Genomic DNA, 23,500 nt, shown 5'->3' on the forward strand with positions numbered 1-23,500 from the left:
CATGCCCAACTCACGCTTAATCATCCTGCTGCTGCTAGTGGCCTATATTTTTTCCCCAACCCTGTTCGGCTGGGTAATCAATCCCGAGGGGTCTTGGTATCGCCCATTTATTCTGTGGGTCATCGTGATAGTGATTGCTTACTTCATTCAGGTTGCAGGCAGGTCAAAACGCAATGACCTTTAGTATTGCCGAGATATCACTGCTGTGTGTGGGCTACCTGCTGCTCATTTTCGGCATTGCCTGGATCACCGAAAATGGCTGGATTCCCGACCGGGTTATCCGCCACCCGCTCACTTATATTTTATCGCTCGGGATTTTCGCCAGCGCTTGGTCCTTCTACGGGGTGGTGGATCTCGCCTACCAATACGGCTACGGCGCGCTGGCGTATTACCTCGGCACCGGCGCACTCTTTCTGTTTGCGCCAGTAGCCATTCGCCCCCTCGCCGACTTGGCGCGCCGCTACCAAATACACTCTCTGGCCGACCTATTGGTGTTTCGCTATCACAGCAACTTGTTGGGTGCGCTCGCAACCCTGTGCATGTTGCTGGGCGTACTGCCCCTGCTGGCCCTGCAAATACAGGCGGTGTCGGACACCCTGCGCATTATCACCGTAGACAGCCTGCCAAGCTGGGGGCTCAGCGAAACCGGCGTGACACTAAAGCAAGTACTGGCCTTCATGTACTGCGCACTGCTGGCCACCTTTACCAGCATGTTCGGCTCCAATCGCGAGCAGCACCGCGGCATGATCACCGCCATGGCCTTCGAATCGCTATTAAAAGTCTGCGCTATCAGTGCCGTGGGCTTGTTTGCGGTATTTAACGTATTCGACGGCATCGCAGGGCTTGATCAATGGCTGGTGGACCACCCCGAAAACATCGCCCTGTTGCACAATCCCATGAAGGACTCGGCCAGCTCCACCTTAATGCTGGTGTTTTTTGCGACGGCGGTCGCCATGCCGCACATCTTTCATATGAGTGTGGTGGAAAACCCCATGAAGCACTCCACACAAACGGTGAGCTGGGCTTTCCCGCTATTTTTGTTGCTGATGGCGCTGCCGGTATTTCCGATTTTGTGGGCCGGATTTGAGCTGGGCGTCCCGCTACCCGCCCAATATTTCACGCTCGGCGTGCCCATCTTTGGCGAGGCCCCCGCCCTAACGCTCATCGCCTTTATCGGCGGACTGTCGGCGGCCACCGGCGCCATGGTTGTCATCGCCCTTGCCATGGCCACCATGCTGCTCAATCACTGGCTACTGCCGCTGCTGCAAATGAGCTATCAAACGGACATTTATGCGCGCCTGATGTGGCTGCGCCGCGTGCTCATCTGCATCATGTTTTTGTCGGGCTTTGGGCTCTTTTTATGGTTTGATAGCAACTTCTCTTTGGCGCAACTCGCGCTCATGGCGTTCATTGCCACCCTGCAGTTCTTGCCGTGTATTTCCGCCGTGGCCTATTGGCCCAAAGGCAATCGCTTGGGTGCGATCTGCGGGCTGACCCTTGGCGCCAGCATCTGGATGTTCGGATTGTTTATCCCGTCGTTACTCGACATCTCTGCCTACCCACTGCCGAGTCTCGGCGTGACGCTGCCCGTGGGAATTAACTACTGGAGCGAAATTACCCTCATCTCTCTCGGCTCGAATACCCTGGTGTTTGCCGTGCTCTCAATATTTACGGGGCAGGGCGAAGACGAGCGCTTCAGTGCCGACATTTGCGCCGATGACGAATTGTCACAGCCCCTGCGCCTGTCACTGGAATTGCGCTCGGCCCGCGAATTCCGGGCACGGCTGGCGGAAGTGCTTGGGCCCCAATCGGCACGGGATGAAGTGACCCGCGCGCTGACACAGCTAGAGCTCACCATCGACGAACGCCGCCCCTATGCCCTGCGCCGCCTGCGCGACCAGATTGAGGCCAACTTGTCGGGCCTCATGGGTATCGGTATCGCCAACGACATCTTGGACCGCTGTATTCCCTACGCGGTGTCCGAGCAGCGCCACACCGCCGACATCAATCTCATGGAAAACCGTTTGGGCCAGCTGCAATCGCACTTAACGGGCATGGCGGCCGAACTTAATAAGCTGCGCCTGTATCACCGCCAAACGCTGCAATTGCTGCCTATGTCCGCCCTCTCTCTGGGCCAAGACGGCGAAATCATGATGTGGAACGACGCCATGAGCCGCCTCACGGGCATCGACGCGCAGGCAGTCACAGGCTCTAGCCTCGAAGATTTGGCCGACCCATGGGGTAGCCTCATTCGCAGCTTTGCCCATAGCGAAGATAACCACCGCTACAAGCAAAGTGTCGAAATCAATCACCGCACCCACTGGATCAGCCTGCACAAGGCCCTGCTGGAGCAAACGGAAGTGGAGGACGGACTCTTCGATGGTCAGGTGATCCTGCTGGAAGACGTCACCGAAACCCAATTGCTCGAACAAGAATTGGTGCACAGCGAGCGATTGGCGTCCGTGGGCCGACTGGCGGCGGGCGTCGCCCACGAGATCGGCAATCCCATCACCGGCATCGCCTGTTTAGCGCAAAACCTTCACTACGACTCGCCTGAGCCCGAAGTGCACGCCACCGCCGACCAAATCTTGAGCCAAACGGAACGCGTTTCGCGCATCGTGCACTCACTGGTGAGCTTCTCCCACTCCGGCGGGGGCGAAGAGCGGCTGGTGGAACCCATGAACATCCACACCTGCGCCCAGGAGGCCATCGCGTTGATCTCCCTGCAAAAGGACAAACAGCAGGTGGTATTCACCAACCACATCGAGCCCGACATCAGTCTGCTCGGTGATAGCCAGCGCATGATTCAGGTGTTTGTAAACCTCTTGTCCAATGCCCGCGACGCCAGTCCCGAGGGCGCAGAGGTGTGCCTGTGGAGCGACGAGGGCGAAGACCACGTGGTGGTGAGCGTGGAGGACGAGGGCTCAGGCATTCCGCCAGAGCTGATGGATCGCATCATGGAGCCTTTCTTCACCACCAAGGAACCGGGCCAAGGCACCGGCTTGGGGCTGGCCATGGTCTATTCCATCGTGGAAGACCACAAGGGCAACCTAACGGTCACCAGCCCAGTAGACACCGAGTCTGGACGGGGAACGCGCTTCGATATCCGTCTACCCCTTGCATAACAACTCAGGGTTGGTAACACTAGCCCGTTAACGTGTAGCGAAAAGAAACACCATGAGCCATATCCTGATCGTTGAAGACGAACCCATCATCCGCATGGCCCTGCGTAAGTTGCTCGAGCGCAACAAATACGTCGTGAGCGAAGCGGGCTCGGTAAAGGAAGCTACCACCAAGCACAACCTCACCAGCTTTGACTTAATCATCAGCGACCTGCGTTTGCCAGGCGCGCCCGGTACCGATCTCATCACCCTGTCGGGCGAGGTGCCGGTGCTGATCATGACCAGCTACGCCAGCTTGCGCTCGGCAGTGGACTCCATGCGCATGGGCGCCGTCGACTATATCGCCAAACCCTTCGATCACGACGAGATGCTGGCTGCGGTCAAACGGGTGATTGGCAAAGCCAACCGCGCCGCCCGTCAGGCCCCGGAGGAAAACCAAGCGGGCGTAGCCAGCATGATTGGCAATTCCAATGTCATGAAGTCGCTGTACGCCAAGATTCACAAGGTATCGCCCACCGGGGCCACCGTGTTGGTGCACGGTGAAACGGGTACCGGTAAAGAGCTGGTGGCCAAGGCCATCCACGCTGAAAGTCCGCGCGCCGACAAGCCGCTCATTTCCGTCAACTGCGCCGCCATTCCCGAAACCCTCATCGAGTCTGAATTGTTTGGCCACGAAAAGGGCGCCTTTACCGGTGCCGCGAGTCAACGCGAAGGCTTGGTGGCGGCTGCCGACGGTGGCACCCTGTTTCTCGACGAAATTGGCGAACTACCTCTGGAGGCACAGGCGCGCCTGCTGCGCGTGCTGCAAGAGGGCGAAGTGCGCCCCATAGGCTCAGTGGAATCCCGCAAAGTGGACGTGCGCTTAGTGGCGGCCACCCACCGCGATTTGCGCAAACTGGCCCAAGAGGGCAAGTTCCGTGAGGATTTGTACTACCGCATCAACGTCGTACAGCTCACCCTGCCGCCGCTGCGCGAGCGCGGCCGGGATATCTTGCTGCTGGCTGAGCACATGCTAACCCGCTTCTGCGCCCAATTTGGCAAGCAGCCGCTGTCGCTGTCGCCAGAGGCCATTCAAGCCATCACCACCTACATTTGGCCCGGCAACGTGCGCGAAATGGAAAACGCCATTCAGCGCGCCATCATCCTGTGTAACGATGAGAAGGAAATCGGCCACACCCTGCTGGAAATCGACTTGGATCTGGTGGAGGTAGAGCTGGACGATGACGACGATGAGCCCGATGACCTGCAGCCCCGCAAATTGCTTAGCAAGGCTAAGAAAGAAGACCCCGCCGAAGATCTCTCCTTGGAAGACTACTTTCAGCGCTTCGTCTTGGAGCATCAAGACACCATGAGCGAGACCGAGCTGGCCAAGAAGCTTGGGGTCAGCCGGAAGTGCCTGTGGGAGCGCCGCCAGCGCTTGGGTATCCCACGCAAAAAAGCCACTGCCCGATAATCTCTGCCAAGGCCACTCAGTGGCCTTTTTTGTACCTGCACATCCCCTATCGCACACAGACCACCTGTAAGTCTAAGGTCTCAGCCCTGTCAGCCTACTGCCGCGCCCCTTGGCGCAAAACACCACCCGTAGACCATGATTAAAAAGTGTGCAAATCCATTGGTCGTAACAAGTGTTACCTTGTCCTGAAAATGTAACGAATTACGAGCGTAACGGTAACGAATTAACGGTTATCGTCCACCCCACCCCTTATTCCAAAACCTGTAACCCTTTGTTTTTATTGAACTTTACAAAGTTGGCACACTAAATGTATTAGACAGCTCCAGAATAAGAACAATAGATAATAAGAAAAACGAAAAACCTATAATAAAAACAACAAATAATAAGAAGAAACGAAAGACTCTAATAACAACAAGAAATAATAATAACTAAGAAATAACAAAATAATAAAAACAAGAAATAATAATAAGATAGCGATTTAACTGACTACGAAACTAGGAGAGGGTTTGCCAGTAAGCAAATTGCCGACCCGGGCAAGGAAGCACCACCTAATAAGCATAACAATGTGGATGTAACAGAGATTTGACGGGAAAGCCAAGGCTTTCCCGTTTTGCTATCTGCCATTTTAAAACCAGTGCACTCCCCGATCCTAGATACCTAACTCCATCACCAACACCGCCTGCCTGCCCCTTTTCATTGTGAGCTCCTATGCTACAGTCCCCCACGTGCTTTTAATCGTAAAAGGGAGACTGATCGTGAACACTCGCACTTGGAATGGATACATCATTATTGCCATAGCCGCACTCTTATGGGGATGTAGCGCAGAACATCCAGCGTCATCGAAAACCACTCAACCGGCAAACGAGCCTGCAGCAAATACCATTGCCTTCAAACAATATGATGCGAAAACATTTTTCGAGTCGGTGACCTATGGTGGCAGCTCCATAAATCACACAGGCGACGCGGTCTTACAGCATTCCGATGAAACCGGCGTATTTAACCTGTTCAAAGTCTCGCTCATTGACGGAACCCGAACACAACTGACCGATTCCACGGTCGACAGTATTTTCTCCGTCAGCTTTTTCCCCGCTGACGATAGAGCACTCTACAGCGCCGATAAAGGCGGTAGCGAACTGAATCATCTCTATGTCCGCGAACTGGATGGCAGCGTAAAAGATCTGACACCCGGTGAAAATTTAAAGGCCATGTTTTCCCGGTTTTCTGCAGATGGCAAACATTTTTATGCCCTGACCAACGAGCGAGACCCCAAATATTTCGATGTTTACCGATACCAAACCGCCGACTATAAACGCACAATGGTGTATAAGAACGAATTAGGTGCTCAACCTACAACACTGTCTGCCGATGGCCGATGGCTTGCACTCAGCAAACCCGTCAACAATGCCAACAGCAATATTTATATTGTTGATCTGCACGCGGACATGCCGTCGCCTACGCTAATCACCGAACACGAAGGCAACATCCAATACTCCCCAGAAACCTTCACACCAGGCAACGATGCGCTAATTTACACCACAGATGGTAGCGGTGAGTTTTTTCAAGCATTTCAGTACGACCTAAAAACCGCTACCCACAGCCCCTATCTCGCGGCTGATTGGGATATCAGCTTTGTTTATTTTTCAGATGATGGTCGCTTTAGGGTGCACGGCGTCAACGCAGACGCATCGACAAAAATCGGCATTTACGATTTGCAATCGAAGCGTGAACTGGCACTGCCAACATTACCTGATGGCGATTTACGTGGCGTGAGCTTTTCGAATGATGGCAAGCGCATGGCATTTTATGTCAACGGCGACACCTCGCCCTCCAATCTCTACGCTTTCGAATTTGATCAGCCAAAGGCTCGCCGCCTCACCAATGCGCTCAGCTCCTCCATTGACGAAGCCCATTTGGTGGCCAGCGAAGTCATTCGCTACCCCAGCACAGACGATTTAAAAATTCCCGCCCTGCAATACAAACCCAAGCAAGCGAGTGCAGACAACAAAGTACCTGGCATCATTTTTATCCACGGGGGCCCCGGCGGCCAAACGCGCAAAGGCTACCGCCCCATCATTCAACACCTTGTGAATCACGGCTATGCCATGCTTGGCGTCAACAACCGAGGCTCATCGGGCTACGGAAAGACATTTTTTCATCTGGATGACAAACGACACGGTGAAAAAGATTTAGAAGACATTGTGGCAGCTAAGCACTACCTACAGTCATTGCCATGGATAGACCCCGATAACATTATCGTCATGGGAGGCAGCTACGGTGGCTACCTTACGATGGCGGCACTGGCCTACACCGATGAATTTCAAGCGGGCATCAATATTTTCGGGGTAACGAATTGGCTGCGCACACTAGAGTCCATTCCACCCTGGTGGGCCAGCTTCCGTGAATCGCTGTACGCCGAACTGGGCGATCCAGCCACCGATGCCGAGCGGCTGAAACGTATTTCACCGTTATTTCATGCCGACAATGTTCAAGTTCCGGTATTGGTCGTGCAAGGCGCCAATGACCCACGCGTACTGCAAGTAGAAAGCGACGAGATGGTTGCCGCGATCGAGAAAAACAACGTTCCCGTAGAGTATGTGCTGTTTCCAGATGAGGGCCACGGATTCACGAAAAAGGCCAATCGAATCACCGCCTCAGAAGCGTATCTGAACTTCCTGAACACCCACGTTCGCAAGAGCAATTAAAGTAAATTATCTATCCTTACGTTCTCAGATTCACAGCCGCCACAGGCGGCTGTGAATCTGCGGCAACGATCGCGGGTACCCACTCTCCGGATCACAGCGCAAGTCACCTTCGCCAACAGCGCGCAAATCCAGCGTTTATCTGGCATGTTCAAAAAACGCACAATAGCCACAATCTGCTCAGCCAAACACCACGGAAAGTAAGCGAATTGGTGCAGGCGTGATAAACTCGCTCCTACTTTGAACTAGCCCCACTGATCATTCATCTATGCTGAAGCGACTTTTTTCCCTGTTCCCTTCCCGCTCGGGCACTGCCCGCCCCCAGAAAAAGCGGGTCGTCCCACGCGACCAGCACAGCATCTCGCGCGCCAATATTAGCCGCGGTGCGCTGTCGGCCATGAAGCGGCTGCACGCCGAGGGCTATGAGGCTTATCTGGTCGGTGGTGGCGTGCGCGACCTGCTACTCGGTGGCGACCCCAAGGATTTTGACATTGCCACCAGCGCCACCCCCGAGCAAGTTCGCCACCTATTTCGCGGTGCGCGCATTATCGGTCGGCGCTTTAAAATTGTGCACGTACGCATGGGCCGGGAATTGCTGGAAGTAACTACCTTCCGCGACAGCCACACCGAATCCGAAAGCGAGCGCGACTCCCACCAAGCGGATTCGGGCATGCTGCTGCGCGACAATGTGTTCGGCACCCTAGAAACCGACTCCGCCAGACGCGATTTCACCATCAACGCGCTCTACTACACCTCCAACGACTTCACCATCCACGATTACGAAGGCGGCCTAGAGGACTTGGAAAAGCGCCAGATTCGCATGATTGGCGACCCCGAGACACGCTACAAAGAAGACCCAGTGCGCATGCTGCGCGCCGTGCGCTTTGCCGCCAAGCTCGGCTTTAACATCGAAAAAGACACCGCCGCCCCCATCGCGAAAAATGCCGAGCTGCTGAGTCAGGTGTCATCCTCGCGCCTCTTTGATGAAAGCCTGAAGCTGTTTATGGCGGGTTCGGCCACGGCCACCTTTGCCTTGCTGCGCGATTACAACTTGCTGCCCCACCTGTTTGCCCAAACCGACGCCATTTTACAGTCGGGCGACCCCGTGGCCGAAAAGCTCATCGAGCACGCGCTGGTGAACACCGACAAGCGCATTCGCAACGAACAGCGCGTTACCCCCGCCTTTATCTATGCCGCACTGCTGTGGCCCGCGGTGGCCAAGCTGCAAGATAGCTTGATGCGTGAACAGCAACTGACAGCGCCCATGGCATTGAATCAAGCCGCTAGCGCCGTGGTTAGCCAACAGTTAGCCGCCATCGCCATTCCCAAGCGCTTTTTAATTCCCATGCGCGAAATTTGGGACCTGCAATTGCGCCTGCCCAACCGCAACGGCAAGCGCGCCTTTGCCGTGGCCAGCCACCCCCGCTTTCGCGCGGCCTACGATTTCTTGCTACTGCGCGAAAGTGCGGGCGAGGATTTCGAGGGCCTCGGTCAATGGTGGACCGACTTTCAGGCCACCGATGAGCAGGGTCGCGAAGCCATGGTGAAAAAACTCGGCGGCAATCGCCAGCGCGCCACGCGCCGCCGGCCACGCAAAAAATCGCCCAATCCACAAGCGTGAAGAGCGTCACTTGCGCCGTCGGCCTAGGCAGTAATTTGGGCGACCCAAAAGCGCATTTAGCCAGCGCCGTTGATGCGCTCGCGCAATTGCCAGACACCGAACTCGTGGCTTGCTCACCGCTGTACCAAAGTGTCGCGGTGGGCCCCGAACAACCCGACTACCTCAACGCCTGTGCGCTGCTGCGCACGGCGCTCGCACCGCTGGCATTGCTGGACCAGCTGCAAGCCATTGAGCTAGCCCATAAGCGCGAGCGCACACAGCACTGGGGGCCGCGCACCCTCGATTTAGACCTGCTCCTATACGGCGATCAAACCATAGACCTGCCGCGCTTGAGCGTCCCTCATCCCTATTTGTGTGAACGCAACTTTGTGCTCTATCCGCTGCACGACATATGGCCCGACGCCACATTGCCCGACGGACGAACACTTGCATCCCTAATAACACACTGTACGATGAAAGGCCTGTCGCGGCTGGACGTACGCTAACTGGCTAGACCTGCAACAAGGAGCGCGCAGTGACTGAATTTTTTGACCTGCAACTGGATTTATCACAATGCACTTTGCCGCGGTTTATTTCCGTGGAGGGCCCTATTGGCGCAGGTAAAACCACCCTCGCAAAGCACCTGGCACGCACCTTTAACTACGACACACTGCTGGAGCAAACGCGCGAGAATCCGTTTCTAGAGCGCTTCTATCGCGACCCCAAACACAGCGCACTGCCCACCCAATTGTACTTTTTGTTTCAGCGCGCCCAACAGTTGCACGACCTCAAGCAGGACGACCTCTTTGAACCCGTGCGCGTGTCAGACTTTTTAATGGAACGCGATCAACTGTTCGCCCAGGTCACGCTCGACGACGACGAATTTTCGCTCTACCAGCAGGTCTATGAAAAGCTCACCTTCGACAGCCCTAAACCCGAGCTGGTGATTTACCTGCAAGCTCCCACCGAAGTGCTCATGCAGCGCATTCGGCAACGTGGCAACGCCGTTGAACAACTGATTAGCCACGACTACCTCAATCGGCTCAACGATGCCTACATGCGTTTTTTCCACTTCTACGATGCGGCACCGCTGTTGATCGTGAACGCCACGGATCTAGACTTGAGCACCAACGCCGATCACTATGCGCAACTGGTGGACTACCTGCTCAATATTAAATCCGGTCGCCACTACTACAACCCCACCCCCAAGCTGTAACGGGAGGCAGTCATGCCCTACGGAAAACCCACAGAAGAATCCGCATTGGCGAAGCCCATAACGGTAAATACCCTGCGCAAAATGAAAGCCAGCGGCGACAAATTTGTCACCGTCGCCCTGTACGATGCCCCCATGGCCGCCATGGCCCAGAGGTGCGGCGTACAAGTGTTGTTGGTGGGCGACTCGCTGGGTATGACCGTGCTGGGTTACGACTCCACCATTCCCGTGACCATGGAACAAATGATTTACCACGTTGAGGCGGTGCGTCGCGGTAACAGCAAATCGCTGATCATGGGCGACATGCCGTTCATGAGTTACGCCACCACCGAGCGCGCCTTTACCAACGCCACGCGCATCATGCAGGCCGGCGCGCACATGGTAAAACTGGAAGGCGGAGAATGGGTGGCAGATACCGTCCACAAACTCACCGAGCGCGGTATTCCCGTGTGCGGCCACTTGGGCTTGACGCCCCAATCCGTTAATAAACTCGGCGGCTATCGCGTGCAGGGCCGCGATGCGGGCGCCGCGAAAGTCATGCTGCGCGACGCAAAACTGCTCGATGAGGCCGGCGCAGATCTCTTGGTGCTGGAGTGCGTTCCCTCCGCACTCGCCCAAGAAATTACCGCCGCAGTGTCCATGCCCACTATCGGCATCGGGGCCGGTAAAGATACCGATGCCCAAGTGTTGGTTATCAATGATATTTTGGGGCTCACCGAGCACCCACCCAAGTTTTCCAAGAACTTTTTATTGGAAGCGGGCGACATTCCCGGCTCACTATTAAAATACGCCGACGATGTCAAAAATGGCATATTTCCCGCCGGTGAACACAGTTTCGATTGACGCTCTCACGAGGTCAGCGGTAGTTACACTGAGAGCGGCACAAGAATGCGCCTGAACCTTCGGGCGCGCACACTCAAAGCGACGAGGACTACGCAATGACACCCGAACTTAACTGGCTTGCTCTCACCGCACTGCTCACAGCGCTGATGTGGATCCCCTACATTCTCAATACCATTCAGGTGCGCGGCTTATCCAATGCACTGGGCTATCCCGACGATCCCAAACCGCTCGATGCCTGGGCCACGCGACTAAAAAAGGCGCACTACAACGCCATCGAAAATTTACCGGTTTTCGCTGCCTTCGTGTTGGTGGCCCACCTCGCAGGCATTACCAGTCAATGGACGGTCTACGCCTGTGCCGGTTATTTTTGTGCACGGCTGGCCTACACCGTCGTCTATGCACTGGGAATTCCGGTGTTGCGGACGGTTTTATTTGCGGTGTCGTGGGTGTGCATTATGACGCTTGCAGGCGCAATCTTGCTGTAGCGGGGTCGCAGCTCACAGCGCAATATCACAAACATAAATAGCCCGGGTTGCACGCCGCTCAGAGCAATGCAGCTCGCGGCGATGCAACTCATGTCAACGCAACTCGATGCAATTCAAGGCAATGCAACTCAGGGTAATGCAACTCACGGTAAAAGATACTGCATTAGATACAGCGTTGACATGCCGGCAACAACGGCGCCAATGACACTGCTAAAGCGCACGCCCACTGCAAAGGCAACCAGCGCAGCAACCAATCGTGCGGGATCGGGTTCGCCGCCCGTCGCCGGCGGCCAAATAACCAATGGCGTAATCAGCGCTGGCAACACCGCCACTGCCACATACCGCAAATGCCGCTGTACCCATTCGGGAATCTCACGGTCGCCGACAATGCCCAGAAACGAAAAACGAATGAGATAGGTGCCTAAGCCCAAGCTGACAATAACTATCCAGAGGGTTGTGGTATCTATTTGCATAATTTGCGCGCCTCCACCCACAACTCGGCCTGGGCCCCGGCCGCCATGGCAAAGAGCGCGGCGATCAACAACCACAGGTTGTAAGGCATCCACGAAAGTAACAGCGCACACACAATGGACACCAAGGCCGCCACCAGGTGGGGCAAGCTGCGCAACATGGGCGCCACCAGCGCGATAAAACAAATAGGAATGGCGAAATCCAGCGAATAATCTTTGGGTATCGCCTGGCCAACTACGGCGCCGATGGCAGAGCAGCCATACCAGAACGGGCAAATGATGGCGGCACAGCCGAAATAGTAGGCCAGCTTTTGCGCGAGGGTGAGCGAGGGCTCAGCCTCATATTTTTTTATGGCCACCGCAAAGGATTGGTCCACCATAAAATAGGCCGCCAATGCGCGCGTGCCGAAAGAGGCCTTGCCCAAATGCGGCACCAGGGCCGCCGAATACATCGCCATACGGAGATTGACGGCCAGCGCAGCGGCAATCACCACCAAGGTCGGTGCCTGTTCACTCAACAGCGCCAGCGCCGTAAATTGTGATGCACCGGCGATGACCAATACCGTCATGCCCATGGTTTCCAGCAGGTTCAAGCCCGCCTCGCCGGCCACCACGCCAAACAGCAATCCAAACGGCGCGATCACTAACACAAACGGACTGCAATCCCACATACCGCGCAAAAACGCGGATTTTTTGGCCGCACGGCTCATAATCACCCCTACCAATCACTGCATCTCCCCTATCAACGAATTACAGGGCGAAGCACGCAACCCCAGATGGGTGCAGCGTTCGCGCAGTGAGCGCGCCGGTGATGTTGGAAAACAGGCAGAGTGGCGGGCTGAATCGCCAGCTTAGGCAGGGCTATAATTGCGGGCAACGCGCCCCAGCTGCCAATAGCAGATCGGTAAAAATACCGCCCAAAAGAGACTGATTGCCGCGAGCGCCCACACAGGTTCAGTCAAGGTAACGGGGCTAAGTTTGGCACCGCCGAAATAGGATAGCGGCGCAAAAATGGCCCCCAACACGGACGCAAGCAACAGGCGACCCTGCAGCCACGACAAACTGTGATGCAATGTGGCGAGAAACAATGGCCACATCGCTGCCAGCCAAAGTGGGTAAATGCCATGGGAGCCTGAATGCAGCCAGCCCAATGAAAACCACACGACGTCAAAGGCAATGCCCAGCATTGAAGCCACACCAATGAACAGGGCCTCCTGCACAGGGTGCTGGGCAATGAATGCAAAGTGCACAAGCAAAAACAATCCAGCGATGGCAAAGGCCCAAGGGTTGTGAGCAAGCACAACGCCAAACCAAGCGATCTGAAACATTAACGCATTGACAATTTTTCGCAGGTTTTCGGCTTGCAAACGACGGCTCCGGAATTAGCGCAGTGGTAATAAAGGCGGCACCGCCTTGGCGTTTGGCTTTGCCATTAGAATCTGCGCCGTACCTATGGCGCGCTCGCGAAAGCCACCCTCGCAGTAGCACAAATAAAAATCCCACATGCGCACAAACACTTCATCAAAGCCACAGGCGCGCACACGATCAATTTCGTCCCAAAAGCGCGTGCGCCACTGGGCCAGCGTTTCGGCATAGTGCTGGCCGATTTCCTCTAATCCCACCATTTGCATATCCGTGTGATTGCGCAGGCAATCGCCAATCACACTGATACTGGGCAACGCACCGCCGGGAAAAATGTAGCGCTGAATAAAATCCACATTGCGATTGGCAAAATCAAAGCGCTGATCCGGAATTGTAATGGCTTGAATTAACATCAAACCCTGTGGCTTGAGCAATTTTGAGCAGGCAGAGAAATAGGTGGGATAGTATTTGTGGCCCACCGCTTCGATCATCTCAATGGACACCAACTTATCGTACTGGCCGGTGAGATCGCGGTAGTCTTCCAACAACAAAGTCACGCGATCCTCTAGGCCTTCACGCTGCACCCAGGCTTTAGCATAGGCGTATTGCTCTTTTGAAATGGTGGTGGTCGTAACGCGGCAACCAAAGTGCTTCGCCGCGTGAATCGCCATGCCACCCCAACCGGTCCCAATTTCCAACAAATGATCTTGCTCTGATAATTGCAGGCGCCGGCAAATGCGATCCAACTTGGCGAACGAGGCCTGCGCCAAGGACGCATCGGGCGTTTCAAAAATGGCTGCCGAATACATCATCGATGGATCGAGGAACAGTTTAAAAAAATCATTGCCCAAATCATAATGTGCGGCAATATTTTTCCGAGAGCCCGCGCGGGAATTTTCACGCAACCAATGGAATCCCTTGAGGGCAATATGCTTTATATTGGTCCATCCACTGTCGAGACCATTGGTGGTATCTAAGTTGGCGCTCATCACCCGCACCACCGCCACCAAATCCGGGCTGCTCCAATGCCCCTGCATATAGGCCTCGCCGGCACCCACGGTGCCGGTCATTAACAGCGCCACATAAAAATCGGGATGATGCACATGGATAACACCATGCAATTGCGCAGCCGCGTCACCAAAACTGTTGCGACGCCCGAGCTCTTCAATAACCAAGTGCCCCGTTTTCAGATCGCGCAAGGCACCCATAACCACTTTTCTGGCCATGCGCTGCAACAATGAAGTGCGGGCTTGCTTATCCGCGATCCGATTCGCAGAACCTGCATTGATCAATGCAGAACTTGCATTGGTGGCTTTGTTGATTGAAGCCATTAACGCCTCCCTAAGAGTCTATCGTCATGTAATTGTGTTTATCGCCATGCATTTAAATGCACTAATTGCCGTCGTGTTTGGCCGTATCAAAGGGCTCAACATCAACGCCCATAAAATTTTCTTCACTCGGCGGTGGGCTGCTGTAAAAGCGTGCACCTTTTAGCCATAATTTCATGGCCTGCCAGTAAATGCCCACCAGTACTTTGGCCGTCATCCATGGAAAACGCCACACCAAGCCGTTTAACACCGATGACTCGGCGGGTTCGCGATCGAGACGCAGCAGCGCTTCAAATACCTTGCGGTTGCCGCCGCGCTCTTCAAATTGCGGCGCACCCGCAGCGAAATTCTGTAAGACTATACGCACCGATGCACCCGGCAGATGAGTGCGCCAGCGATATTGTTGCTGCATTGGCATAAATGGCGATACGTGCAAATCTTTGCTGAAGGTCACCGACTCATCTGGGCGTTGCTGACGATAATCCAATACATACACATGGCGCTTATCCCAGGGTGTGTTGGTGACTTCTGCCAGTACAGCGTCCAGCTGCTGACCGTCGCCTGAAAACACATAAAACACTGTGATGGGATTCATGCGCAGCCCAAAACAGCGGGGGTTGGTTAACATGCGTACAGGGCCCGCCGGGCAATACCCCAAGGTCTGTTGAACTTTCTGCAACACCGCTTCTTTGAGTGAAAGCTGCACATCACCGAAGTAATCTGCGCGTCGAATCCAAAAGGGTGCGGGACCGCGACACGACCAAAATGGCGAGCGTTTACACAGCGCCTCCAACTCGTCTAAATCGAGGTACGCCATGAACACGCGGTAATGGAATTGATGCACCTTGGGCGCCCAGCGCGCGTGCCACAGCTCGCCGGTGTAAATGCCGCTCGCTAAATCATCGGCCCGCGAATCGGGGCGCTCTGGTTTCACCAATTGACTCCCAACGCCTCGGCGACACGCACGCCACTGACCACACCATCTTCATGAAAACCGTTGGCCCAGTAGGCACCGCAAAACCAAGTGCGATTGACGCCATTAATATCAGCCCAGCGTTGCTGTGCGGCCATGCCATCCACAGTAAACACCGGGTGATCGTAGTGATAGATACCAAGAATTTTGTTGGGATCGATGGCCTGAGTGTGATTTAGGGTGACGCAGAAAGTCGTATCGGACTGCAAGCCTTGCAGAATATTCATGTTGTATGTCAGCGCAGGCTTAGCATGAGGTTCTCCCATGCGTTGCGCTAACAATCGCGTATTCCAACTCGCCCACGCCAATTTGCGCGTGGGCAGTTGAGCGACGTCGGTATGCAGCACAACTTCATTGGACTGATAGGGGATCGCGCCCAAGACATCGCGCTCCACTTCCGAAGCATCGCTGAGTAACGCCAAGGCCTGGTCACTGTGGGTGGCCAATACCAGCTGATCAAACTTCGCCTGCTGGCCATCGGCAAAGGTGAGCTGCACACCGTCTGGTCCGCGCAAGATGTTGGTAATCGTCACGCCCGTGCGAATCTGATCTTTAAAATTTTCTGTCAATGGCGGCAAATAGGCCTTGGAGCCGCCAACGAGTGTGCGCCATTGAGGGCGATTGTTGACGCTTAGCAAACCGTGATTGTGAAAAAAACGAATAAAGAACACGGCCGCGAAATCCAGCATCACTTCGTCGCCGGATGACCAAATGGCAGCGCCCATGGGCACTAAATAGTGGTATATAAATTTTTCGCCATAGTCATTTGCCTGCAGATATTCACGCAAGCTTGTCGTTGGGCTAATGCTGCCCGCTTGCCAGTGTGCCACGGCTTCGCGATTAAAGCGCATGATGTCGCGCAACATTTTCCAAAACCCTGGGCTCACCAAATTCCGGCGCTGTGCGAATAAGGTGTTCAAATTGGTGCCGCTATACTCCATACCACTGGTCACATCGGTGACGCTGTAGCTCATTTCTGTGGGCCGCGACGCCACGCCCAACTGGTCCATTAGCTTGATAAAATTTGGGTAAGTCCAATCGTTAAACACAATGAAGCCGGTGTCGACGTCGTGCGACTCGCCCGCCACAGTGACCGTTTTGGTGGCGGTGTGACCGCCGATGCGATCAGCGGATTCAAACACCGTCACCTCGTGGTGTTTGGCGAGCAGATGGGCAGCGGTTAAACCCGAAATACCGCTACCAACAATGGCAATTTTCACACAGTCTCCTTGGCGAATTTAATAGGGGGAATTTGATTTGCGCGACATGGCTGGCGCGATGAAGCGATCCCAAAGCGACCGAAATTGGCTAAAAAAGGCCAGGGGCCAGGCCAATCGACGCGGGAATCGGTGCAACCGCTTGCGCTTGTGTGCGGCCCAGATAATCTGATGGGCGGCATCGGCGGGGCGCATTAAACCCGGCATAGGAAAATCATTTTTGTCCGTCAGCGGTGTCGCCACAAAACCGGGCTGCACCAAGGTTACGTCGACCCCCAGTGGCGCGAGATCGATGCGCAGTGTATCCATCAGATAGTCCAGCGCCGCTTTGCTGGCGCCGTAGGCTTCGGCGCGGGGAAAAGGCACCAAGCTCGACAGGCTCGACACAGCCACAATCTGGCCGCTGGTGGAACGTTGCAGCAGCGGCAACGCCACCGACAAGCTGTTCACTACGCCCTGCACATTAGTGTTGAACACCCGCTCAAACATGGCGGGCTCAAATGCGGGCAAATCCACATATTCACAGGTGCCGGCATTAAAAATGGCGATGTCGATAAAATCTGTCAGCGCACGCATTTGCGCAGTCACCGCTGGCAGTGCCGCCGTATCGCTCACATCGAACGGCAGCACCGACAATTGCCCCGGCCGAGCACCGGCGAGCGCGCGCAAGGAATCTGCACTGCGCGCACTGGCAATGACGTGGTTGCCGGACTGCAAGAGCTGTTCTGCTATGGCTTTACCAATACCCGCAGAGGCGCCAGTTACCCATACAGTTTTACCGGTAATCATGGGTTCACCGCCGCGCTGCCCGTGTCTGCTAAACGGCTGCGCAACCACTTCACAAGACGACCGAACACGGGCAACTGCTCGTACAGCATGGCCCCCATGTCATAGCTGTCTTCGTGGCGAACGATGCGATCATCCTCTATTAACAGCCAGCTCATACCGGGCACCGTGATCGACTGACCACCGCGCAGACGCGCATGCGCAAACACCATGCGCCACTTCACACACACCTGTTGCTCATCTGCAAGTAGGCTATCGAAGTGAAATTCACAGTGTTTTAAATCCGCGGACATGGCGCGAAAGTAGCCGTCGATGGCATCGAGACCTTGGATGCGATGTACGGGATCGATAAACAGCGCATTGGGCGCATAGAGCTGAGGCAGCAGGTCCATACTTGCCTCATTGAATTGGCCGTAACAGGCTTTAAATCGTGCAATCAGCGACTGCAATGCGCACCTCCTTATTGTTGTATGCACCGGCGGTTTCATCCGGATGTCGGTAATACGCGACATGCCCCCACCCAGATCACCAAGCCTGTGTGTGATCTTGTGCTGTGCTACCACTATTTATAGACCATTGCCCCCGCTGCGGCACCTACTAGCGCCCCAGTAGCCACACCAACTGATACACCCAGGGACGACACCGCTTACTTTGGGTTTGGTCATAGTCGTTCGATCATAGTAACGCAATTTATACGTTCGTTGATCCAATGGGTGCCAGGCGCCGTAATAGCTAGCACAGGGCATTGATGCGCCCACTAAACCGCCCCGCCATTGGGGCTCCTGTAGCATCCAAGGATCAGCCGGACTATGATGGCCATTAAAATTTCTCAGGCCCACCCCCTAGGGGCGAGCCCAGATACCCGCCACACGCGCCGGAGATCGACCGTGACCGAAGCCCTGCAACGGGACGACACTTGGAGCCTAGCGCTCAATCGCATAGCGCAGGATAGATGCCGTAAAAGCTTTGCCGCTTTTTTTCAGCATTTTTCGCCATTGCTCAAAGGTTTTTTAATGAAGGGCTCACGCCTCAATGCCGCCCAAGCCGAAGAGCTGGTGCAAGAGGTCATGATAAAAGTCTGGGGCCGCGCCGAACAATTCGACAGCACCAAGTCTTCCGCCACCACATGGCTATACACCATTGCGCGCAACAGCCGCATAGATTGGTTGCGCCGCCAGTCCAATGCGCAAACCGAAGAGTTAGTGGCCGATGACCTCTACGAAGATGAGTCCGCCGAAACCCCATTTACTCAATTACAACACGCGCGCAATGAGCAAACCGTCGTCGACGCGCTGGCCAGCTTGCCCGACGAGCAAGCACTGGTGCTGAAAAAAGTCTACATGGAATCGAAATCCCACTCCGAAGTGTCTACAGAATTAGGGCTGCCACTGGGAACCGTCAAATCGCGCGTGCGATTGGCGCTCAAGAAATTACAAGACGTTGTGGGCCGCGAGGCCTGTGCGTAGTGCAGGCATGCTGATGCAAGGTAACGCTATGATCAAACACCACCCTGATGACAACTTGCTGATTGAGTTCAGCGCCGGCACTTTGGCTTTTGGCCAGAGCATTGCCGTGTCGTCGCACCTCCATTTTTGTCACCACTGCCAGCAGCGGGTCGAGCGCCTCAACCATGTGGGCGCCAGCCTCCTGACTGATGTGGAATCGGTACCCGTGAGCGACGATTTGCTCGACAGTGTTATGGCGCAACTCGATGCCCCTACACCCAAGCGCAAACCCGCCGCGCCCAGCAATCAAAAAATGCCGCGCGTTATCGACAAAATTTTGTCCAAGCAGGGCAAGGCGAAATGGGAATTTTTAACCCCCTCCCTCGATATGGCGCGTCTGCACACCGGTCAACAGCAATTTGAAGTGGCATTACACCGCATCAAAGCCGGCGGTAGCGTGGCCCAACACGACCACCGCGGCACGGAAATCACCTTGGTTTTGGACGGCAGTTTTTCCGATGAAAATGGTATTTATAACGAAGGCGATTTCTTGGTGCGCGATGCAGGTCAGGTACACCGCCCACTGGCCAGCCGCGATGCGCCCTGCATATGCCTCTCGGTGGTAGCCGCGCCCGTGCGCATGACGGGCCCCTTTATGCGACTGCTCAATCCTTTCCTGAGCTTTAAGCCCCTGTAGCCGGCGGTTCCATCACTGTACAGCTGGCGCGCGCCTGCGCCAGCTGTTTGTCACCGGCGTACACTACCGCGTCAACAAACAGCAAACGCCGGGTCTGCTCGGTCACAACGGCCTCCACCTCAAAATGGGTCAGATCAGGGGTGATTGGGCGAATATAGCTGGTATTCATTTGCGTGGTCACCGACGGCGGCGCCACTAAAAACGTCAGCGGGCCCACGGTGTTGTCGATTGCGCCTACGATTAGTCCGCCCTGCATGAAGCCCATGGGGTTGGCAAATTCAGGTTTCACCGGGAAGCGCACCCGCAACCGCCGACGCGCCGCATCGAACCACAGAAACTCACCGCCCATGGTGACAAAGCACGCCGGTGGAAACGTGAGTGGCACGTCTGGGAAGCGCTGCGTTAACTGCTTGGTAATCGCATCTGCGGCTGTTTCCATCACCCATCACTCCAGATTCAAAAACGCCAGTGTAACGCGAGTCGCACGCCTGTGCAGTGACCAGAGTTGACCCATCGAGCAGTGCACACGATCACGCCCGATGGCCAAGGGTTGACGCCGCTGTGGATCCCATTGCCCAGAGATACCTGCGGGACAATCTGTTAACGCAGACTGCAACCCACTATTCCTGCATTGCCGCCCCGCGACGCAATTTGCGCGTCAGGTGCTCACCCATCTTGCCGGTGCAGGCCCATACCAGCAGACCGCCCCACACCAGCATCGAAAATCCAGCGGGGATATTTAGCACCGCTATTTTAGTCAACTGCGACCGATTGAAGCAGGCTGCCAAAAGCGTTGGCAGAAAGTAAAACACTAGGAAAAATATACCAAAGCCGACCAATTGAGTTGTACTACTGCTGTTGAAAATCTCAGCGTATTGCGCGATAAATTCGTTCATGTCTATTGCTCCTGTTGTGATAATTGAATGTCTGTTGCCATTTGCTCTAAGTCCGTGCGCAGCTGGTGCACATCAAACAGCTGACCGCCCTGGATCACCTGGGTGACACCCTGCACTGCGTGCACATCAACCAATGGGTTGGCAGGCATAACTACAAGGTCGGCCACATAATTTTTCTCCAAACGCCCCACCGATCCCAGCGCCAACTCGTGCGCAGCCCGGCTCGTCACCATTTGCAAAATGGTCCACGGATCTATGCCAGCCCGCTGGTGCAGTACCAGTTCGCGCCAAAACCAACTGCCCGCTGAATAGCTATCGGAGCCCAACAAAAGGGGCACACCGGCCCGATCGAGGCGAGTTAATAATTCCAATACTTTCGGAAACACCGCTTGCGCGCGGACAAAATCTTCCTCCGTCCAGTGGTACAACGACATCCCCAGATTGCGCTGCCAACTTTGGGCAATGGTGGGGTGCTGCTGCCATGCAGTTTCGGGATACAGCTCGCCGAGGCGCGGGTAGAAGTACATCAATTCATTGACCACCAGAGTCAAATCCACGCGCACCTTTTGCTTGGCCAAGCTCGCAAACAATTGCTGCATAGGCGCCGCGTCATAATCCACCAGCTCAAACCACCGATACAAATACTGGGTCATACCAGGCTTAAGACTGGCACTGTAATCAGCCCTTGCGGCCTCCGGCAGCAAATCTGCCGTGGGCATTAAGGCATGGGTTAGCACATCGACACCGGCATCCACAGCAAACTGCCAGCTCACCTGATCTAAGTGGGCAATACTCTTTAGGCCCGCCTCGTTAGCCATGGCAATGCCTTGGCGCAGTTCGTCGCCGGACAACCCGTGATACAACTTAATATGGCTGACACCCAGCGCCTTTTGCCGCGCAAGCTCCGCACGCCACCCCTCCACACTGGTGGGGTACACAGTGCCGCCTTCAATCGCCATCGGCTCAAAACTCAAGCCCGCATAAGTCAGCGCAGGCCCCACCAACGTGCCAGCACGCTGCTGCTCCCTGTAGGCGTGATTCGCCTCGGGGTCGCCCGCGGGACTAAAGGCCGAAGTCACCCCGCTTGCCAGAGCCGCCTGCGCATGAAAACGCGTTACTGCCGCTTGGCTTTTCATACTGATTTTTGGTGCGCCCGCCTCCATAGCCACAGACAGCGGCCCCGCGGTCAGATGCATGTGCGCATCGATAAGCCCCGGCATTACGTAAGCACCGCCCAAATCGATGCGGCGCGTGGCCCGTGGCCCCTCGCCCTCGCCGAGATCGGCAATCTTACCCGCAACCACCTGCACCCAACCGCCCTGTGTCAGCGTTCGTGTGGCGGGGTCAATTAACTGCGCATTGAACAAAACATAGTCATCATCAGTGGCCAAAGCGGCAGAATGCACAACTACGCTGAGCCCCAATGTAAAAAATACCCGCATGAGTCTATTGAAAATCATCGTGTCTCCGGCTGGCTTGCAGCCTTGCTAGTGAATTCGTTAATCTAAGTCGGGCGCAGCTCTGCAAGTGTTACAACTTTTTTTATGTAACACTTTTGCCACCCACACAGACTCACACTTCAAGCACTCACAATAATTAGACAAGTCACTGTCGCTGCAGCTATTAGGACGCCTTAACTTGACTACACAGGAACACGCCGAAGCCCTTTGGCACACCTACTCCGCAGGGATTGTGCGGACCCTGTCAGGCTACGAAGCGGACCCACAGCTGCGGGAAGATCTGGCTCAGGAAATTTTTTGCGCCATTGCCCAATCGGCTACGCGCATCATGGCAGCACAGAACTCACGCGCCTATGTATATCGCATCGCACATAACGTGGCGGTGGACCATATTGCCCGCCAAGTGAAAGATCAGGCCGAGCTGCACGAACCCGAGCAACTCGCCCAATTGCAAGATACCGCGAGCCACGCAATAGACCATTGCCCTGCTGAACAACTGCAGCGGGATCAGCGACAACAGAAATTGTTAGCGGCCATACGGGAACTGGATGCGCCCTACCGGCAGGTCATCGTACTGCTGCTAGAAGATTTAAATTCCACGGAAATTGCCGACGTACTGCAGATCAGTGCCGGCGCCGTGCGCGTACGTATCAATCGCGCCAAAGCTGCGCTCAAGGAACGATTGCTGAGGAGCGCACCGTGAACGCCCAGTCCACCATCAACAGAACATTCAAACAACGCGGAGCGGCCATCTTATGAACGATGCCCACGATAGCAAAAAAGACTTAGATGATACCGACTTTGATAAAACTGATTTGAGCGATCTTGGGCTAGATGCGTTGCGCGCGGACTGGCAGAGCCAACCCACCAATACCCACGTCGACTTCGAGGCCGCTATCCGTCAGCAAAAAAAGCGCAAACTCTGGTTTTATATCGACAGTGTACAAGCGCTAATGTTAGTTGTGGCCGGCGTCTTCTTTCTCATGCAGCCAGCATCCATCAGTACACTCATTGCTGCTCCCGTGATGTTTTTGGGCGCAATCGTCATAGCTTACGGTGTCTATAACATTCACACACGCATGATGAATTATGCTGATTGGAGCCCCGAAGGAGTGCTTAACTTTCGTTGTCTCAGCTATCGCGCCAGCATAAAACACTTGCGCTTAAATCAGGTGGGTTGTGTTATTGCGCTGGGGTTCACGCTAACGCTCTTGGCAATCAAAACGACAACAACACTGTCGATTGAAACGCAGCTGATAGAAGGGTTTCTCATCGCATCGCCATGTGTGATCCTGTTATTCGCCTATTTCCAGTACAAGATCAAACGCTATCAGGTAATGCTACGGCAAGCGGAGTCACTCAAACGTGAATTTGACCAAGCGTAAACTAGTAATACACACAGCGGCTTTCGCCAAGGGAATCGATGGAATGCTCGCACCCGTGCCACCTCC

The 23,500-nt window shown here is 55.0% G+C and carries 24 protein-coding genes; 13 read left to right on the forward strand and 11 right to left on the reverse strand.

The features are described 5' to 3' along the window. The first annotated feature begins 1 nt into the window (after window position 1). The 9 genes from FHS30_RS12380 to FHS30_RS12420 all read left to right on the forward strand — a co-directional run bounded on the left by FHS30_RS12380 (window position 2) and on the right by FHS30_RS12420 (window position 11,415). Window positions 2-184, forward strand: a complete 183-nt coding sequence (locus FHS30_RS12380; RefSeq protein ID WP_183910790.1) for a hypothetical protein — start codon at window positions 2-4, stop codon at window positions 182-184. Continuing rightward, on the forward strand, window positions 174-3,125 hold the full coding sequence (locus FHS30_RS12385) for an ATP-binding protein (RefSeq protein ID WP_183910791.1): 2,952 nt from the start codon (window positions 174-176) through the stop codon (window positions 3,123-3,125). The genes FHS30_RS12380 and FHS30_RS12385 overlap by 11 nt, the downstream gene beginning before the upstream one ends. A 52-nt stretch (window positions 3,126-3,177) precedes the next feature. Further along, on the forward strand, window positions 3,178-4,575 hold the full coding sequence (locus FHS30_RS12390) for a sigma-54-dependent transcriptional regulator (RefSeq protein WP_183910792.1): 1,398 nt from the start codon (window positions 3,178-3,180) through the stop codon (window positions 4,573-4,575). A 755-nt stretch (window positions 4,576-5,330) separates the two neighbouring features. Beyond that, entirely contained in the window at window positions 5,331-7,277 is a 1,947-nt protein-coding gene (locus FHS30_RS17380) for an alpha/beta fold hydrolase (protein WP_221197269.1), read from the forward strand. A gap of 265 nt (window positions 7,278-7,542) precedes the next feature. Next, a complete protein-coding gene (pcnB, locus tag FHS30_RS12400) occupies window positions 7,543-8,895 on the forward strand; it encodes a polynucleotide adenylyltransferase PcnB (protein WP_183910793.1) in 1,353 nt (450 codons plus the stop codon). Then, the gene (folK, locus tag FHS30_RS12405; protein ID WP_183910794.1) at window positions 8,892-9,380 is read left to right on the forward strand and encodes a 2-amino-4-hydroxy-6-hydroxymethyldihydropteridine diphosphokinase; all 489 of its coding nucleotides are present in this window, start codon (window positions 8,892-8,894) and stop codon (window positions 9,378-9,380) included. The genes pcnB and folK overlap by 4 nt, the downstream gene beginning before the upstream one ends. A gap of 29 nt (window positions 9,381-9,409) precedes the next feature. Further along, entirely contained in the window at window positions 9,410-10,090 is a 681-nt protein-coding gene (locus FHS30_RS12410; RefSeq protein ID WP_183910795.1) for a deoxynucleoside kinase, read from the forward strand. A gap of 12 nt (window positions 10,091-10,102) precedes the next feature. Further along, window positions 10,103-10,930: a 3-methyl-2-oxobutanoate hydroxymethyltransferase gene (gene panB / locus FHS30_RS12415; RefSeq protein WP_183910796.1), complete on the forward strand. Its 828-nt coding sequence runs from the start codon at window positions 10,103-10,105 to the stop codon at window positions 10,928-10,930. A 95-nt stretch (window positions 10,931-11,025) separates the two neighbouring features. Continuing rightward, window positions 11,026-11,415, forward strand: coding sequence for an MAPEG family protein (locus tag FHS30_RS12420; RefSeq protein WP_183910797.1), 390 nt, complete (start codon window positions 11,026-11,028; stop codon window positions 11,413-11,415). Between the two features lie 143 nt (window positions 11,416-11,558). On the opposite strand, the gene FHS30_RS12425 is transcribed toward FHS30_RS12420, so the two are convergent. From FHS30_RS12425 to FHS30_RS12460, 8 genes are all read right to left on the reverse strand, one after another. Further along, window positions 11,559-11,888, reverse strand: coding sequence for an AzlD domain-containing protein (locus FHS30_RS12425; RefSeq protein WP_183910798.1), 330 nt, complete (start codon window positions 11,886-11,888; stop codon window positions 11,559-11,561). After that, window positions 11,879-12,595 (reverse strand): AzlC family ABC transporter permease, encoded by a 717-nt coding sequence (locus FHS30_RS12430; protein WP_183910799.1) that lies wholly within the window; start codon window positions 12,593-12,595, stop codon window positions 11,879-11,881. Before FHS30_RS12430 ends, FHS30_RS12425 begins: the two co-directional genes overlap by 10 nt. Before the next feature lie 141 nt (window positions 12,596-12,736). Continuing rightward, window positions 12,737-13,252: a DUF2878 domain-containing protein gene (locus tag FHS30_RS12435; protein ID WP_183910800.1), complete on the reverse strand. Its 516-nt coding sequence runs from the start codon at window positions 13,250-13,252 to the stop codon at window positions 12,737-12,739. A 15-nt stretch (window positions 13,253-13,267) separates the two neighbouring features. Continuing rightward, window positions 13,268-14,473 carry a class I SAM-dependent methyltransferase gene (locus FHS30_RS12440; RefSeq protein WP_246341338.1) on the reverse strand — a complete coding sequence of 402 codons (1,206 nt, stop codon included), beginning with the start codon at window positions 14,471-14,473 and terminating at the stop codon, window positions 13,268-13,270. Window positions 14,474-14,639: 166 nt separating this feature from the next. Continuing rightward, window positions 14,640-15,509, reverse strand: a complete 870-nt coding sequence (locus tag FHS30_RS12445; RefSeq protein WP_183910802.1) for a DUF1365 family protein — start codon at window positions 15,507-15,509, stop codon at window positions 14,640-14,642. Further along, window positions 15,506-16,768, reverse strand: coding sequence for an FAD-dependent oxidoreductase (locus FHS30_RS12450; protein ID WP_183910803.1), 1,263 nt, complete (start codon window positions 16,766-16,768; stop codon window positions 15,506-15,508). The genes FHS30_RS12445 and FHS30_RS12450 overlap by 4 nt, the downstream gene beginning before the upstream one ends. A gap of 18 nt (window positions 16,769-16,786) precedes the next feature. Then, window positions 16,787-17,554 (reverse strand): SDR family NAD(P)-dependent oxidoreductase, encoded by a 768-nt coding sequence (locus FHS30_RS12455; RefSeq protein ID WP_183910804.1) that lies wholly within the window; start codon window positions 17,552-17,554, stop codon window positions 16,787-16,789. Continuing rightward, window positions 17,551-18,000: a nuclear transport factor 2 family protein gene (locus FHS30_RS12460; protein ID WP_183910805.1), complete on the reverse strand. Its 450-nt coding sequence runs from the start codon at window positions 17,998-18,000 to the stop codon at window positions 17,551-17,553. The genes FHS30_RS12455 and FHS30_RS12460 overlap by 4 nt, the downstream gene beginning before the upstream one ends. Window positions 18,001-18,360: 360 nt before the next feature. On the opposite strand from FHS30_RS12460, the gene FHS30_RS12465 reads away from it, so the two are divergent. Both FHS30_RS12465 and FHS30_RS12470 read left to right on the forward strand, forming a co-directional pair. After that, window positions 18,361-19,017, forward strand: coding sequence for a sigma-70 family RNA polymerase sigma factor (locus FHS30_RS12465; protein ID WP_246341298.1), 657 nt, complete (start codon window positions 18,361-18,363; stop codon window positions 19,015-19,017). A gap of 28 nt (window positions 19,018-19,045) precedes the next feature. Then, entirely contained in the window at window positions 19,046-19,693 is a 648-nt protein-coding gene (locus tag FHS30_RS12470; RefSeq protein WP_183910806.1) for a ChrR family anti-sigma-E factor, read from the forward strand. On the opposite strand, the gene FHS30_RS12475 is transcribed toward FHS30_RS12470, so the two are convergent. The 3 genes from FHS30_RS12475 to FHS30_RS12485 all read right to left on the reverse strand — a co-directional run bounded on the left by FHS30_RS12475 (window position 19,680) and on the right by FHS30_RS12485 (window position 22,049). Then, on the reverse strand, window positions 19,680-20,132 hold the full coding sequence (locus tag FHS30_RS12475; RefSeq protein ID WP_183910807.1) for a PaaI family thioesterase: 453 nt from the start codon (window positions 20,130-20,132) through the stop codon (window positions 19,680-19,682). The genes FHS30_RS12470 and FHS30_RS12475 overlap by 14 nt on opposite strands. Window positions 20,133-20,313: 181 nt before the next feature. Further along, complete coding sequence (locus FHS30_RS12480; protein ID WP_183910808.1) at window positions 20,314-20,589, reverse strand: superinfection immunity protein; 276 nt, start codon at window positions 20,587-20,589, stop codon at window positions 20,314-20,316. Between the two features lie 2 nt (window positions 20,590-20,591). Continuing rightward, window positions 20,592-22,049, reverse strand: coding sequence for an amidohydrolase family protein (locus tag FHS30_RS12485; RefSeq protein ID WP_221197271.1), 1,458 nt, complete (start codon window positions 22,047-22,049; stop codon window positions 20,592-20,594). Between the two features lie 178 nt (window positions 22,050-22,227). On the opposite strand from FHS30_RS12485, the gene FHS30_RS12490 reads away from it, so the two are divergent. Together FHS30_RS12490 and FHS30_RS12495 are read left to right on the forward strand one after the other, a co-directional pair. Beyond that, window positions 22,228-22,752, forward strand: a complete 525-nt coding sequence (locus FHS30_RS12490; protein ID WP_183910809.1) for an RNA polymerase sigma factor — start codon at window positions 22,228-22,230, stop codon at window positions 22,750-22,752. 52 nt (window positions 22,753-22,804) lie between these two features. Then, a complete protein-coding gene (locus tag FHS30_RS12495) occupies window positions 22,805-23,434 on the forward strand; it encodes a hypothetical protein (RefSeq protein ID WP_183910810.1) in 630 nt (209 codons plus the stop codon). The last annotated feature ends 66 nt before the right edge of the window (window positions 23,435-23,500 follow it).

Source organism: Simiduia aestuariiviva (assembly GCF_014192475.1).
GTDB classification, from domain to species: Bacteria; Pseudomonadota; Gammaproteobacteria; order Pseudomonadales; family Cellvibrionaceae; genus Simiduia; species Simiduia aestuariiviva.

Excerpts from the sequence above, each read along its gene's own strand:
- FHS30_RS12465 (WP_246341298.1), top strand. The coding sequence starts at position 18,361 with ATGATGGCCATTAAAATTTCTCAGGCCCACCCCCTAGGGGCGAGCCCA.
- FHS30_RS12385 (WP_183910791.1), top strand. The coding sequence starts at position 174 with ATGACCTTTAGTATTGCCGAGATATCACTGCTGTGTGTGGGCTACCTG.
- FHS30_RS12430 (WP_183910799.1), bottom strand. The coding sequence starts at position 12,595 with ATGAGCCGTGCGGCCAAAAAATCCGCGTTTTTGCGCGGTATGTGGGAT.
- FHS30_RS12420 (WP_183910797.1), top strand. The coding sequence starts at position 11,026 with ATGACACCCGAACTTAACTGGCTTGCTCTCACCGCACTGCTCACAGCG.
- FHS30_RS12480 (WP_183910808.1), bottom strand. The coding sequence starts at position 20,589 with ATGAACGAATTTATCGCGCAATACGCTGAGATTTTCAACAGCAGTAGT.
- panB (WP_183910796.1), top strand. The coding sequence starts at position 10,103 with ATGCCCTACGGAAAACCCACAGAAGAATCCGCATTGGCGAAGCCCATA.
- FHS30_RS12475 (WP_183910807.1), bottom strand. The coding sequence starts at position 20,132 with ATGGAAACAGCCGCAGATGCGATTACCAAGCAGTTAACGCAGCGCTTC.
- FHS30_RS12470 (WP_183910806.1), top strand. The coding sequence starts at position 19,046 with ATGATCAAACACCACCCTGATGACAACTTGCTGATTGAGTTCAGCGCC.
- pcnB (WP_183910793.1), top strand. The coding sequence starts at position 7,543 with ATGCTGAAGCGACTTTTTTCCCTGTTCCCTTCCCGCTCGGGCACTGCC.
- FHS30_RS12390 (WP_183910792.1), top strand. The coding sequence starts at position 3,178 with ATGAGCCATATCCTGATCGTTGAAGACGAACCCATCATCCGCATGGCC.
- FHS30_RS12455 (WP_183910804.1), bottom strand. The coding sequence starts at position 17,554 with ATGATTACCGGTAAAACTGTATGGGTAACTGGCGCCTCTGCGGGTATT.
- FHS30_RS12440 (WP_246341338.1), bottom strand. The coding sequence starts at position 14,473 with ATGGCCAGAAAAGTGGTTATGGGTGCCTTGCGCGATCTGAAAACGGGG.
- FHS30_RS12495 (WP_183910810.1), top strand. The coding sequence starts at position 22,805 with ATGAACGATGCCCACGATAGCAAAAAAGACTTAGATGATACCGACTTT.
- FHS30_RS12485 (WP_221197271.1), bottom strand. The coding sequence starts at position 22,049 with ATGATTTTCAATAGACTCATGCGGGTATTTTTTACATTGGGGCTCAGC.
- FHS30_RS12380 (WP_183910790.1), top strand. The coding sequence starts at position 2 with ATGCCCAACTCACGCTTAATCATCCTGCTGCTGCTAGTGGCCTATATT.
- FHS30_RS12425 (WP_183910798.1), bottom strand. The coding sequence starts at position 11,888 with ATGCAAATAGATACCACAACCCTCTGGATAGTTATTGTCAGCTTGGGC.